The sequence below is a fragment of the Candidatus Neomarinimicrobiota bacterium genome, from assembly GCA_041154365.1.
GTDB classification, from domain to species: Bacteria; Fidelibacterota; Fidelibacteria; order Fidelibacterales; family Fidelibacteraceae; genus Fidelibacter; species Fidelibacter multiformis.
On record AP035449.1, the window covers coordinates 1,497,666 to 1,512,740 of the forward strand.

Below are 15,075 nucleotides of genomic sequence, written 5' to 3' on the forward strand. Positions count from 1 at the left end.
TTCATTTCAAAAGCACCAGTTTACGGGTTGTATTGTGTTGATTCTGTGAAATATTCACAAGATAAACTCCGGATGGCAGGTGACCGAGATTGAATGTCCGGGAATATATTCCCTTTCGGACAGCCGGGAGATAAAATTCTCCCACGGTTTTTCCGGTTATTGAAATAAACTGAATCGACAGGGGGGCAGAATCCGGAAGTGTCAGATGCACAGTGATTTCAGCATTGAAGGGATTGGGGTAAAGATCCACCAGACGGAATATGTTTTCATGACCCGGTTGGGAACGTAGAGAGACCGGTAGGGTTGTATCGGGAATGAAAAGTTTCTGATCGGTATAAAGCCGGTATTCACCGGGTTGCAGTGTCAGGGTCATACCGGTATCATCCACTGACAGGGTATCCCCGGAAAAAAACTCGTACCAGGACCCGGTATGATGAAACTCCGGCCAGCTTTGATGTTCATTCATCCCAAAATTACCAAGGATCACTGCATTCATTTCAGGAGACGACAATTTCAAGCGGCGGTCCGGAACCTGATCCGGTGTATAGATAGACACCGTAGTCTCAGAATTCCGGAATAAGGGATAATCTTTCCGGAGTTTTAAAAGGTTTTTATAAACATTAAAGAGTTTTACCCGGTTTGTGTTTTTCAAATAGTGCCAAAGTACTGGTTTTGCTTCGGTACGACCTTCTTCTTCCGGCAGCTCTCGGTCATATCCCAGTTCACCAAACTGCCAAATCATTTTTGGTCCGGGTAGTGTAAGAAAAAAAGTGGCGGATAGTTCCATACGCTTCAAAGCTGTCACTGTATCCCTGATGCAGTAGGTTTCCATACAGTTGCCATATTGAAGGTTCTTGTACATAATCCATGGTTCATCATGACTTTCCATAAAAGTCACCAGATTCATGGCCCACCAGCCCCGGTTTCTGAAATACCCGTAACTGAAATCAGAGTTGGTTAACCAGCTCATAGCCGCCTGGCTGTATGGCCCGTTCATGTTTCCCCAAAGCATAAATCCGTTATGGGCTAAGGTTTTTTCTTCATCATTATCGGCAAAATGTTCCAATATCAGGGCAGCATCAGGTTTTACGGACCGGATATGGGATGCGTATTCATTCAGGATATCAATACGACTTTGATCGTAGCGACTCCATGCTCCTACATCATCTCCCGAATAGGTTTGTGTAAATCCCTTGGACAGGTCAAAGCGGTATCCGTCCACATGATATTCTTCAATCCAGTAGGCGGTAATCTCTTTCATCAACTCCTTGGTAAATGGGCTTTCATGATTGAAATCGTACCCGACACTCATGGGATGGGGGGCAGATACATTAAACCAGGGACTTTCCGGTAAGGGTGCTCCAAAATCCCCCTCATTATAGAGGCGAACAAAGGGGCAGTCTCCAAAGGCATGATTGAGTACAATATCCAGAATGACGGCGATTCCCGATCCATGACAGGAGTCGATGAAAGCTTTCAGATCATTGCCTGTTCCGTAAGCTTTGTCCGGAGCAAAGAAAAAAGTGGGATTGTAACCCCAGCTGTCATTTCCGCCAAATTCAATGACAGGCATGAGTTGTATTGCATTGACGCCCAGTTTTTTCAGGTATGACAGGCTGTCAATCAGAGATGTGTATGAACGATCTTCCAGAAAATCCCGAACCAGCAATTCATAGATCACCCATTCTGTTTGAGGTGATACCGAATAGTTTTCATGTTGCCATTCATACATATCCTGAAACGGTTCAAAAACTGAAACAATATGTTCGGTTTTTCCTTTGGGATAGGGTTTCAAATTGGGATAAATTGCTTCGGGGATATAGGGGTCTCCTCCCTCATCCAATATTTTCACAGCATAGGGATCCGCGACACGAATTTTTCCATCCACCAAATACTGATAGGCATATTCCATGCCGGGAGTCAGTGAATTCACAGGCAACCAGAACCAAGTTTTATCCCCCTCGATTGATTTATTCATCAGGTAGGCATCATTCACCTTCCAGTCGTTAAAATCCCCCAGGAGATAGACAAAGCGCTTGTTGGGTGCCATCAATGAAAAGAGAGCACTGCCGGCATCGAGAGAATAGACACCATTTCGGATTTCAGATGGTTTGGTAATCATATGGGGAACAGGATCCACAAAAAGGGTGAATGACAGAGTATCTGAAATACCCTCGGCAGACAGAGAAACACACTGTATCAGGTTCCTGCCTTTCCAGGTTGTAGATACTGGATACTGCATATTCAAGGTATCCTGCACCGTAAAGAAGAGTCTTTTCCCATTGCGGAGAACAACCAGCGAATCGGCGTCAACGCCCAGTGCAGCTGCCGTAAAACGAACCGAAAGAGTGTCTGAACTGTTTAAGAAGAGAGGATTCCGGTCCGGGTGGCCAAATTTGTCCCGGTCTTCAGGTTCAATAAGAACTGATGTAAGTCCGGCTTCATATAGTGGCAGAAAAATATCTTTATCCTCCGAATCTCTTCCTACAAGTGTTCCGTCCTGGTTCCGGAAAACAAAAGCCAATTTGAGAATCTGCTCTTCTTCAGGGACTTCATAATAGGGGGACGGATATCCTATAACCAGTTTATAGAGATTTGTATCCAGGCGTTCCAAACGGTTTTTGGCCTGATTGGCATCCGGGCCTTCACCTGGCCAGGGAGTCACAACATATTTCCAATCCGACGGACCACTGCTTTTATCAGTAATCACTCCCGTATGGGCATAGAGTGTATCGTCAGTCCCTTCCAGAGAACCGTTCCCCAATTCCGCATGATAAAAAACAATGATGGAATCAAACTGTGTTGGAAAAACAGGTTCTGAGATGACGGGATTTCCTTGTAAAACAATGGGAATATAAAGCATAAAGAAAATAAATCTTGTAAGACTTTTTAATTGGATCAAACGGATGTCCGGATATTTTTTCATATTGATTAACTCTTCCGGACGCTATTTTTTGTGGATCAGTTCTTCAAGGCCGTTCAGATGGCCATTCATCATATCGGTAACCGAGTCGGAGACATTGATCTCCCTGCGTTGGCCGAAAAGGGTAATATCCAGAATGATATAATTGATAGCAATGGATATGATGGCTTCGTTATTGGTCCAGGCGGCTCTCTGAGGATATCGCTTATCCGATTCTCCCATGAGCACTTCGTGTTTATCAGCAACAAGCACAATTTTATGATTCCAGTTTTGTTCCAGTAACCTTTCTTCAATATTATAGGAATAAAAACAGGTGTGTTTCATGGGAAGAGTATTAAAAGAAAAAATGATGACTTTTACATCTCTTTTCAAAGCGTCTTTGATATCATTCTTCAGAACTTCAATTTCTGATCCCCAGGCGGAGATATAGACAGATTTTTTTGCTTTGTGAATGAGTTCACGGGCTTTTTGCATAATGGTGATATAACCGCTGATATTCCACAGGTGCCCGGTATGTCCACCTTCGGAAAACTCTTCCAGGTCGTGTTTCAAGGATTCGATATTGTGATGGAACTGATTATCCATCATAGAAATCAGCTGATCCGGCGGCAGGGGGACATATTTTTTAGGTTTATCGTGTACGATCCCTGCCACACCTGCCTTTTCCAGTTTACGGAGGACATCATAAATTACACTTCTTGGGACGCCCGATTCCTGGGCGACTTCATAGCCACTGGCCGGACTGATTTTCAGGAGGGCCAGATACGCCTTGGATTCATAAACGGTGAACCCCAGGGTATTCAGTTTTTTTATCAGTTCTTCATGCATGGGAGTCTTTTTCATAGGGGGAGGAATGGATTAGGGCTACATCCATTCCTCCCGGTTAAAGCATTAATTACCCTTTTTTCATCCTGTTACGCCGTGGTATCCGTGGTTTTTCCGACAGGTGTCTGAACCAGTTGAAATAGAGTCCGGCACTTAACACCACAAGGAGTAGCAGGAGAATGACAAACTGGTTCCAGACCTTGAAAATCAGATTCATCATAAACATGAAGAGAACAATCTGCCAGGGAACAGCGATGAAAGTGGAAACGATATCCCGTTTATTTTCCTTGTCAATTTTTTCTATTTCTTTGTCGGGAAGTGTCTTTTTGAAACGTTTCCAGAAACCAAATGGACGGGTCCGGTTATAAAAATCCTGCAGAACCGCCTCATCGGTGGGTTTGGTCAGCAGGGTACCGATAATAGTCCCCAGCAGGGAAATAACTGATGCAAAAAGGAAGGAAAAATATTCCGGAGTTGCCTGAGGAGACAAGGCTTTCCAGAGAATTGCCGCCAGCATACCGGCAGCCATTCCAATGGCGTATCCATAGCCGTTCAATCGCCACCAGTACCAGCGAATCAACTGGGGAATGATGAGCCCGGCGCCCATACTCATGGTAATCCAGGCCCAGATCTCATTGACATTTTTAATGATCAGCATGAGTCCCAATCCGATGACAACAATCAGAATGGACGACCAACGGCTTTGCTTCATTAATTTATCGTGATTCGCTTCCGGGTTGATATAGACCTGGTAGATATCTTTCACCCAATACGCCGCACCGGCATTCACTGTGGAATCGAAGGTGGACATGGCAGCAGCCATCAATCCTGCAATCATAAATCCCTTAATACCCACAGGCAGCGTATTGACCACAATCGGTAAAACCATTTCAGGATCGGTAATCTGGCTTCCCAGTGAAATACCCCAAACCGCCAATGCCCCGATAAAGGGCCAGCGGAAACTGAGGAGAAAGGTCCAGAAGAGGGACAAATAGCCGGCTTCTTTATCATTTTTAGCAGAATAGTATCGTTGAATCATGTAGTTACCGGTCCCACCGCTTCCTTCGATTACTGTTTTAAACACATAAAACATGGTAAGCAGTCCAAAGAGATTATACATGGAATAATCGCTGTCCGGGTGAATATTCAGTTTCCACCGGGGCAAAAGGTTTGCCCATTCAGAAAAGGTAGTTGGAAAGCTGGCGAATGTTCCGTCTTTCATGGGCATGGTGACGGAAAAGGTTTCCGGAAGGTTCAGGGACATGGCTTTCACAACAATGTACATAATCGCCCCGAAAATCAAAATGCCCTGAAAGACATCGGTCCAGACAACTCCGTAAAGCCCTGACGCAACCGTATAGATCATGGCCAGGACTATAAGAATCGTCGCGGCCCAAAATGCACCGGGTAATCCGGCAAAGGAAGGAATCCCCAAAAATTCATCCAGAAATTTACCGCCACCGATGGCAAAATAGGTCACCATGGCAATAGTTCCAATAATACTGACAATGGCCGTAATGGTTCGTGCCAGTCTTCCCTCCTTGTCATCTCCGAAGCGGACACTCATCCACTCTGCCATGGTCATCACACCGGCCCGTCGGTTCCATTTACCCATAAAAATCATGAGAAAAGCCATGATCAGGGTAACTCCGCCCCGAATTTCAATATAAAAGCCCCGGGCTCCGATGGCATACACCAAAGCAACGATAATCATCGTGCCGCTGATATCCAGATTTGAGGACATTCCTGATGCTCCCAGTGCCCACCAGGGAAGATTCCGGTTGCCCAAAAAGTAAGAATCAATCCCCTGCTCCGCTTTTCGCTGCATCATCAGTCCAACGTAAATCATGGCGCCGAGGTAAACAAAAACAATCACATAATCAAGTGCCAGCATGGTTGTCATCCCTTATTTATTTTATGTTATCGTAATATGCATAGATTTTATCCATATCCGTCCAGATACGGGCTTTCTGCCTTAAATCCAGATAGGTCTGATGGATAAGAGCGTTTTGGACTTCCCGGGCATAGCGATTTTTTTCATCCTCATTCAGATTGGGAGGGTAATGAATGGACATCGTATCGGTAAGGGCTGCCACAAATTGTCTGCTCAGCCAGTCTTTTTTCCGCACACCTTTTTTCATCTGGACGGTTTCATGTTCATTTAGTCCACGTTCAAGACCCATTTGATAGACCAGCTCATCCCGTACGGCAAATAGTACGGCCTGCGAGGGATTTCTGTACAGGAGCGCCAGGGGCACCCGTTTTAAAAGAGGGAGAATGTCAATTAAGGAAAGGAAATCATCATCCACATAGACAACCGGTTTATCCCAGATATCTTGTGATTTATTCAAAACTTCCTCGAACAGGGCTTCAGAGGGATAAGCCTGAATATTATTGGCAAGACTTTTCCCAGTAATTCGACTGGACATGATGAGATGGCTTAGCGCCTGGACACCACCCAAATCAGGCCTTATCTTCCTTTTCTCAACAAGAGAAGTATAAAAATTTGAAAGAAATTTTTCTTTTTTTACACGCCGGATTTTATTTTTGATTCTACCCCGGTTCATCTGAAAATCATCTTCTGAAGGGAGCATATCCGTTTGAACCGATTCAACAGACAATATATGCCAGCCAAAGGGTGTTTTAAAAGGTTTGGACACTTTTCCAGGTTCTGTATGGAAGACCATCTCTTCGAATTCAGGAACCATATCCCCAAAAGTAACGAATCCCAGGTATCCCCCATGATTTGCCAGAAATGTATCCTGAAAGGCTTCTTTTGATAGGGAGAGAAAAGATTCCTGGCCGGATTGAATTTGCCGGTACCAGGATTGGATTTTCGCTGAATCAGGGGAAAAAAGATGACGGACTTCACGGTATTCAAGGCTTTTGCGATAGGCCTCTCTCATTTCTTCTTCGGATAAAGTTTCAAGAGAATCATCGATCATGAGCCGGATCATTTCATCAATCACAGCTTTCCGTTCAGCCTCTGTAATTTCATCTGTCAGAATAAGAGGATCATAGGTCCCCAATTCTTCCTGATGTTGGGCAAACAGAACATTTCGGATCATCCGGCCTCCATGATAATTGAGCATCTCTTTGTCAAAAGGATTTTTCATGAACCGGATCTGGGGTGTATAAGTATAGATAAATTCTTCAACCGTAAGTACATCATCATCAATGCGGGCAAAGATTTCCTGTTTCGGGTCCTGTTGAGACTGACACCCGAGGAGAAGGATAACGCTGAAAGACACGATGAGAATTTTTTTGATCATAACGGTAACATGAAACAGGGTGAGCATTCGTTCACCCTGTTTTCATTGGTTGTTTCCAAGGTTAGAAATACAATATAACTGAAAAATACTGAGGCGGGGAAAGATATTTCATGCTTTGATAGGCATAATCGATGAGGATTTCACCCCGTGTCCCATAGAAAAGCCGGACCCCACCGCCAAATGTCAACCCGCTTTCATTATCCTTTTGTGCCAGATCTTTATAACCTCCCCGGACATAGAATCTTTCAAGGAAAGAGAACTCGGCACCCAGATTCAGGCTGGGAGTATTGTCATTGGGATATAAAGCATCCACCGCAATCCGGACCTTAAAAGGGTCTTTATCCAGTGCTGTCATGGATACACCAGCTCTGAAAAAGACAGGCAAATTGAATTTATCTGTTAAAAGGACCGCGTTGACTTCCGGGTTGGAATCGTAGCTATCATCAATGTCGTGATTAACGTAAAGGCCTTTTCCATCCATTTGCATCTTGGTGCCAAAATTGGAAAAACTCATACCGATTTGTGTTTCCCTGAAATCCAGCTTATACAGGGTTCCCAAATCAAAGGCCACACCTGAGGCCTGCTGGATATCGATTTTCTGGGTAATATATTTGACAGTCCCTCCGATGGAGAATTTGTCGCTCATCTGCATGGCATAATGGAGGTTTACCACAAAATCATACGATTCGAATCGGGTTCCGTCACCCTCCTGATTTTCAATGGTGGTCCGTTCCATGGATCCGTAGTTCAGGTATGTGGAACTCAGGCCGAAGGTTCCGGAATAGCCAAGTTTATAGGTAAAGGCAAAGTACTGGTACGATATATCGGCAAACCAGTTCGTATGGCTGAACAAGAGCCCATTTTTTTCAAGATTTGCCGCACCTGCCACATTCCAGTACAAGGCTGACGGATCGTCGGCTACGGCACTAAAAGCACCGCCGGTAGCCAGAGCTCTTGCTCCCTGCCCGATTCCCAAAAACTGGGCAGCCGTCGTTGCCACTTTCGACTGTGCCGCCATCAGGGGACTGCCTGCCAAAAGAATGATTGTGAGAAAGACCGTTATTGATTTTTTCATGATCATATCCTCTGTTCACGTTATCGTATAATTGCAAATTTGCCGGTTTTAGTCCCATGCTTACCGGCATCCAGGTAATAGAGATACACACCGTAAGCAATTTTCCGGCCATCTTTATTTTTCAAATCCCAGAAAACGGTCCCGTCTTCGAGAGATCCTTCATGGATTAATTCTTTTACAAAAGCACCATTGATGGAATAGATCCTGATTTTGCTCCCCAGGGGAACATGGGTAAACCGAATACCATCTTCGTATCCGCCGTATTCATCCTGGAAGGTATATAGGGATGCAATTCCATAGGGATTGGGAACCACTTTCACACGATCCAGACTGTTTTCAACGGAGTCCTCATTGACAAAGGCCTGTTCCAGACTGAATTCAAAGACATCTTCTTTGCGGAAGGGCTTTTTAGTCCGGATCACCAGTTCATCCTCAGGAGCAATTGGATAGTATTCAAGGATTGAGATATAGGATATTTTCAGCGTAGCACTATCGGTGGTTTCAGGGTACCAGACCAACGCAAGGGAATCTTCTTCTGTCAGGATCAATGAATCGACATGCACTTCCTGCCAACCTGCATCCTGAGTCACGGTAAAGGGCTTCACCAAATTTCCCGATTTTGATTCAAAGGCCATATTCACATCCCCCTCATCGGCCTGTATGAGAAAATAGGCTCTGTAATACCCGGGCTCGAGATGATACCGGCGCCAGTAATGAAGAGGATCATTGTTATACTTGACGATTTGGGTCATATTAATGGCACGGTTACCCATAATGGTTGGCGGCCGGCCTGCAATGCGGGCTTCTGTTTGTACCGCCGTTGTATCACCGGTCCAATACCCCCTCCCACCAATCTGTTCATTCTGAAGTGAAATGACATTTTTTCCTTCAGATTCCATTTTCACCGACCATGTCGGCCTGTAAATATCAGCCCCACTGTAGTTCACAGTGTCTTCATAAAACAAGTAAATGATAAAATTGTTGTATGTATTGGCAATTTGGGAAAAACCGGTCTCGACTTTCTGCCCTGTTACCAGATCTTCTACCAGATAGGTTACAGGATGAATATCCAGTTTATCGAAGGTAGATGTGAATTCGATACTGCTATCCACTGTGTCCGCATAAAAAGTGATTTTATAATCTGTGGGGTACGGGCGGCCTGAGAAGTTGGGTGTCGTTGAAAAAACCAGTTTAGGTCGTTTGAAAGCATCCCCGGATGTCCATTTTGTACTGTCTTCCCAGATTGAAATTGATGATTCATTTTTTACATTCAGGCGAAAACCTTCCACGACGGGTGTAATCCGGTTGAACTGAGTGGAATTTTCAATCAGGGTATCGCCTGTTGTCGTATTGAGGAGTGTAAAATCCCAGGTGTAGGGAATGACCCGTTTATACGGAGAGGTGGTAATGGACGGATCCACGATGTTGGTATCCCGGGTATCCCTGAACACCAGGCGGTACAGATTCTTATCGGTGATTTTCACCGGGTCCATAATTTCAAGAGATATGACACTCGTTCCCGGTCCTTCGGTATGCGGTAGTGTATTCCCTCCCCCTTCCATTTTAGCTGGTTCATAGGCTGCAGCCTTGGAATTGGGAACAACAGTGGCCACATTCCCAGACATTTCCAGAGTCCCGCTGATGGGATCATAATCAGTTGTAAAATGTGATTCAGCAGGAAAAATATTATATAGGGTATCGCCGGAATCGAATGAAGTAATTGCGTAAAAATAACGTTTCCCATTCACCACATCATGATCCACCCAGGAGTATTTCAAACCGCTGTTTTCACCCAGATAATAGGAAATGCCGCCTTCCCCGTAAATACTGGGAATATATTCTCCTTTGATCAGGTCAATAACCGTACCGGACGGAGATTCAAGAAAAATATCCAGCATATAAACCCAGTCATGGGTCATATCGAGGGTGAGATCCAGAGAAGAAACGGTTCCGGCGGAACCAATATTCAGGGTATCCCGTACGGTTGAGACAAACTCATCGCCAAAGTAGCGATTTCCCCGGACGGTTACATTATCCACATAGACCGAAACGGTATCATTGGATATCACACGGATAAAAAATTCCCCGAAAAGATAATCCGGATGAAGGGTAATGGTTTGAGTGTATTTAAAGCGATTCCCGTTGGGATTTGAAGTTGAGAATTTTTCCGGATTCATTTCATCGGATGTGGACTGGGACAGGCCGGAGGCAACGGCGTAATATTGCCTGAAACCCACCTCCGCCGTGGCATTGCTATCCAGATAGATATCAGCAGAAAGGGTATACTGGGAATTTTTAACCATATTGGGAATGCGCTGATAAATTTCGATGGAATCGAGTTTTGAAGTCACCCACTTATTCCGGAGAAGCACCTGCGCAGCATATTCACCTTCGGTGACATAGAGTGAGGAATCGGTTTTAATATAAATGGCATTCGTATCGACGGCCTGCCATTGGGTTGGATTAAAAACATCCCAGGTTTCGAAAGAACCGTTGGACTGGAGTGTCAGATGGTCAATGGAACCGGTCCGTTTGACTCCGTTCAGGTTTAAATCCCATTTTTTCAGGACACCCATTTTTGTATCGGCATAATTGTCCCGGATTGTCAGAATCCAGTCACCGTTTAACGACTCTCCGTTGAGAGTAGAGAATGGCTGATAGGGGCGAACATCGGGGAAAAAGGGTGGCAGTGACTCTGTTATGGGATTGTCACTTTCATCTGTCAGAACCAGTGGCATTTTAATCCCAAAATTTCCAGTAAAAAGGTCTTCATGGGAGTTTATTTTATCAAAAACAGCCACCGGACTATAAAAAACAGGATTCCCATGGACATCTGTAATCGTATAGGCATCCTTAAAATCGTGATGTTCACTTTTATAAATCCGGTATCCTTCGAAGTCGTTCCATTTTTCAGGAGACACGGGATAGAGCATCTGACGGACGGTATCGATATGATTTTCCGCTTCTGTTCCCCAATAAAGGGTCACCTTTCCGTCTCCCGGAACAGCATTCAGGGCTGGAGAATTTGGTGGTACAGGGTGAATTGCCTGAGCCCACAGGGCGGCATGCAGAGTTATGATAAAAATGATTGGTGCTATTGTAAAACGCTTCATCTTCATTCCTTATTTTATCACAGCAAATTTGCCGGTATATGTTTTATTGGAGAAAGGAACCGAAACCTGAAAAATATAGACACCGTAGGCGATTTCAATTTCATCTTTGGATCGCAAATCCCAGAAAATGCGGTCTGAAATGCCGCCATCCTGTTTCAGCACCTGAACCAGATCGCCTCTGACGGTATATATCCGGATAGTAGCATTTTGGGGTACATTGATAAAAGCAATTCTCCGGTCCCCCCTGCCAACCAGGGAACTGGCTGCTGCTGCAGAGCCACGGAATTCCCAACTGGCTGCGGCGTAATAGGGATTGGGAACCACCTTCACACGATCAATGGATTCTTCGGCCTGTTCTTCATGCACAAGGGGACCCTGAACTGAAAAATGGAAGATATCCTCATTTGTAAAGGGACGTTTGAAATAGAAGGTATACTCATCACCTACAGTAGAAATATCACCGGAAAAACTGATTTCCCATGTGGGATACTCAATACCATTATCAAGCTGTCGAAGTATAATGATTTTATCATCTTCAGAGAGTCCTGAAGGTGCCTGATCATCATAAGCATATTTCAGGGGATAGGGTGATCCTGTATTCAACAGGCTGACATTGAAATCAGTTACAGATGCAGGATAAACATCATAAGCCACAGACTGGCCGCTGATGTCGGTTATAAGGACGAAGGCATCCCCATTCCGATATCCATTTGAAGCCTGACGGATTTCAACAGGAACTGTAGCGGCACCATTCCAACCGCTTTTTTCAACATCTGGTTCAATCACCCAGTCATTATCAAAGAGAATTTCGAGTCCCAACTCATTGGACGGAAGGCGATATGCCGTTGCAGGTTGCCATAGAGTTGACAAGCCGGTGGTATTCATGGCTGTTCCAATTTCCGGTAACAGGGATTGAGGCAGCATCACCTGTTCCTGGAATGGAACCAGTGTATCAGGAAGGGATGTTGTGATATCAATCAAATACCATCCGGTGGTCACCCGGGTAAGCGCTTCTGCAGGATCCAGGGCATTATAATCCGGTTCTCCGTCATCAGGATATTGATTTCCGTTGAGATCATCGGTCGAGTCTGCCGGTGTTTCAAACCAATTTCCATTATTGTCATACAGGTCATTCGACGTATCCACAAAACGGATTTCCAATTCCCGTGTTTCTCCGCCCCAGGATTCCGGCAGCATGGCTGAATTAATCACATCCACCTGAACATTGCCGGTGGCAGTCCCCTGATGTGTCACTGTCCCGCTGACATGACCCGGTTCATATCCCGATACATAGCCTCCGGGACGGATGACAACCACATTGGTACCCAGATTCCAGGAACTTCCGGAGTAAACGGCCCGTTTGGAACATTCCGCCGGAGGAATTCCCAGATGGCTTCCGCCACGGTCATAAGAGACAACAGCATACACGTACATTTTCCCGTTTTCGACGGTTGTATCGGTCCAGCTATGTGTGATTCCTTCGTTTCCTTCCAAACCATTATCATCATCCCCCAGATAAAAGGAGATACCGCCGGAAATGTTGAGGTCCCCTACGTAATTTCCCTTGATATTATTCACCAGATCGAACTGAACCATGGGTTTATAAAACTGTTTATTTCCGTAGGCATTGGTAATGGTATTGATATCGTTGAAACCTTCCACCGTTGCCCTGTAAATCCGGTATCCTTCAAAGTCATATCCCAGCCAGGGATCCAGAGAATACTCGGCCAGGTCATCCCAGTAAAGGGTTACCTGTTCATCACCGGGTACCACTTTTACCGTAGGTGTTTCAGGAGGCCGTGTAAAGTTATAATTCTCGTCATATATTTGCTGGGCAACCTGTTTATTTTTGTACATTTCCGCTTCATCATTCCCATACACAAGTCCCAGGGAGAATCGTTCTGTTTGTCCTTTCCGGATGGGAAAATATCCGGCTCCGTAAATAAAATCACCATCCACGGGTTCAAGGCTGATTTCATCGTAGTTACCCGGCTGCATCCTGTTCCACAAACCGCCCGGACTGCTGATATCCCAGTTATAGTCATCATTCATCCGGACCTTACCAGGAGGTGTAAAATAGTTAAAGGAAGTCAGACCGATCTGATCGGATTCATCGATATCGGTGGCATCCAGGTTAGGTTCACCGGGTGTGGGTAATCCATCGCCTTCTCCCTCATCCCGGGTTCCGGGTTTACCGTCTGCTCCCACATCATCTGTTGCCGGATCCCAGTCCCCGTCATTATCAATACCGTCATCCCGGGTTTCATCAATCATCAGGTTATCCATCCCCGCTCCGGTGAAATAATTGATATATCTCAGGGGTGGTTTGGGAGTCACTTCTGCTCTCAGAGGTTTGATACGATATAAATAGTGAGCATTGTAATTTTCATCAATGAGCCCGTCAAAGTCATCATCCACCAGATTTCCGATGATTTCCTTATAATTCACACCGGGTTGAATGGTTACAGCGCGTCCCTGGGTTGTAACGGTCAGTGGAAGTTCTTCTATTATTTTCACTTCCCGTTCATACGTGTCCCCGTCAATCAAAACAATCTGGTCTCCGATGTCGAAAGTAACCGGATCGAAATCCTCTTCGGTAAACTGGGGAGCCGGTGCTGTATGTTTGTTATAATCCCCGTCGTTATCGATCCCATCGTAAGGATTTCCCGGGGATTCCAGATAGGCATAGCCTACATATCCTACCGGACCATCGAAACAGGGGGAATAGGCCGGTGGAGCATCCCAGCTGTAGCACATATTCTCTTCCATATCGAAATAGGAAAGGTCATCCTGGGCATCGATATGATCGTTACAACGTCCACCACTCAGAGTCCCTACAACCATACCAAAGCTGGCTTTATTGTAATCCCAGTCCGAAAAATTTTCAATTTCATATAACCAGAAAATCATGTCCTGTGCCATAAAATGGGCCCATTGCATGGCACGGACCTTCACCCGTAATCCCAGGCCGAATCGGGATGTATTTGTACTATCGGGAAGATAAACCAGTTTACCTGAACCGTTTTTCTCGTAATTAAATTCATAATCGTTGGCGTCATCCATATAGAAAAAGGTCTCTTCATCGGCACTGGATATGCCCCGACCGAAATATCCGTTCCATTCGGGGATTCCGTTCACATCCACCCAGTCCGGGTGATCCGGCCAAAACCAGGGCCAGGTATCCGGTTTCCCGTCTCCGTCCAGATCAAGATCTGTAGCCAAAGGAACATAGTCCTGGTTGGGATCGGCAAATCCAGGAAGAGGCTCGAAGGTCCAGGACATATTTGAAGCACCTCCGGGTCCATCTGTGGCTCCCCGGGGTCCGTCATTGGTTCCCACATAATACACAGTATCCTGATACATCAGATGCATCAAAGAGTCTGGATAAATATTCAGGGATTTACAGCTGTAAAAATACCGGCTTACATTGTAATCGATTCCATTAATTCTGATGGTATTGGGTGAAATGACCGTGACAGTATCTTTGTTTGCATTCAGATAGGTCTGGGAATCGATAATTTCATATTCCACCCCATCCAGAACCGCAATGGAATTTTCATCAATTTCAGCCTTTTTTTCCCATTTCCGTGGCAGTTCCACACCAATAAGAATAGACACATCACCGATATAGCTGTTCCCGCTACCGATGGGCCACTCCCCTTCCGGTGAACTTCCGGTAATATCGCCTCCTACAACACCGTAATTGTAGAAGAGAGTCCGGACCTTGTTTCCGGCGATAATCCCCGACTTCCGGGCTGTACGATCTCCCATCAGATGATCCAGGGAATTCTCTTCCGCTACAAGGACCGTTGTCAATCCCAAAAGGGCTAAAAGAAGGAAAAAACGCTTTTTACATGAATATTTCAT

The 15,075-nt window shown here is 45.2% G+C and carries 7 protein-coding genes; all 7 read right to left on the reverse strand.

Annotation, left to right across the window (positions count from 1 at the left end; genetic code table 11):
- Window position 1: 1 nt before the first annotated feature.
- The 7 genes from strainIA91_RS06545 to strainIA91_RS06575 are packed head-to-tail and all read right to left on the reverse strand — an operon-like array spanning window position 2 to window position 15,075.
- A complete protein-coding gene (locus tag strainIA91_RS06545) occupies window positions 2-2,926 on the reverse strand; it encodes an alpha-amylase family glycosyl hydrolase (protein WP_400165978.1) in 2,925 nt (974 codons plus the stop codon).
- A 21-nt stretch (window positions 2,927-2,947) separates the two neighbouring features.
- Window positions 2,948-3,766, reverse strand: coding sequence for a TrmB family transcriptional regulator (locus strainIA91_RS06550; protein WP_400165980.1), 819 nt, complete (start codon window positions 3,764-3,766; stop codon window positions 2,948-2,950).
- Window positions 3,767-3,818: 52 nt separating this feature from the next.
- Window positions 3,819-5,642 carry a sodium:solute symporter family transporter gene (locus tag strainIA91_RS06555; RefSeq protein WP_400165981.1) on the reverse strand — a complete coding sequence of 608 codons (1,824 nt, stop codon included), beginning with the start codon at window positions 5,640-5,642 and terminating at the stop codon, window positions 3,819-3,821.
- A gap of 16 nt (window positions 5,643-5,658) precedes the next feature.
- Window positions 5,659-7,047, reverse strand: a complete 1,389-nt coding sequence (locus strainIA91_RS06560; protein ID WP_400165982.1) for a peptidylprolyl isomerase — start codon at window positions 7,045-7,047, stop codon at window positions 5,659-5,661.
- Window positions 7,048-7,081: 34 nt separating this feature from the next.
- On the reverse strand, window positions 7,082-8,095 hold the full coding sequence (locus strainIA91_RS06565) for a PorV/PorQ family protein (RefSeq protein WP_400165983.1): 1,014 nt from the start codon (window positions 8,093-8,095) through the stop codon (window positions 7,082-7,084).
- A 20-nt stretch (window positions 8,096-8,115) separates the two neighbouring features.
- On the reverse strand, window positions 8,116-11,208 hold the full coding sequence (locus strainIA91_RS06570; RefSeq protein ID WP_400165984.1) for a hypothetical protein: 3,093 nt from the start codon (window positions 11,206-11,208) through the stop codon (window positions 8,116-8,118).
- Window positions 11,209-11,217: 9 nt separating this feature from the next.
- The gene (locus strainIA91_RS06575) at window positions 11,218-15,075 is read right to left on the reverse strand and encodes a hypothetical protein (protein WP_400165985.1); all 3,858 of its coding nucleotides are present in this window, start codon (window positions 15,073-15,075) and stop codon (window positions 11,218-11,220) included.

Coding starts and splice junctions, on each gene's coding strand:
- strainIA91_RS06545 (WP_400165978.1), bottom strand. CDS start 2,926: ATGAAAAAATATCCGGACATCCGTTTGATCCAATTAAAAAGTCTTACA.
- strainIA91_RS06550 (WP_400165980.1), bottom strand. CDS start 3,766: ATGAAAAAGACTCCCATGCATGAAGAACTGATAAAAAAACTGAATACC.
- strainIA91_RS06555 (WP_400165981.1), bottom strand. CDS start 5,642: ATGCTGGCACTTGATTATGTGATTGTTTTTGTTTACCTCGGCGCCATG.
- strainIA91_RS06560 (WP_400165982.1), bottom strand. CDS start 7,047: ATGCTCACCCTGTTTCATGTTACCGTTATGATCAAAAAAATTCTCATC.
- strainIA91_RS06565 (WP_400165983.1), bottom strand. CDS start 8,095: ATGAAAAAATCAATAACGGTCTTTCTCACAATCATTCTTTTGGCAGGC.
- strainIA91_RS06570 (WP_400165984.1), bottom strand. CDS start 11,208: ATGAAGCGTTTTACAATAGCACCAATCATTTTTATCATAACTCTGCAT.
- strainIA91_RS06575 (WP_400165985.1), bottom strand. CDS start 15,075: ATGAAATATTCATGTAAAAAGCGTTTTTTCCTTCTTTTAGCCCTTTTG.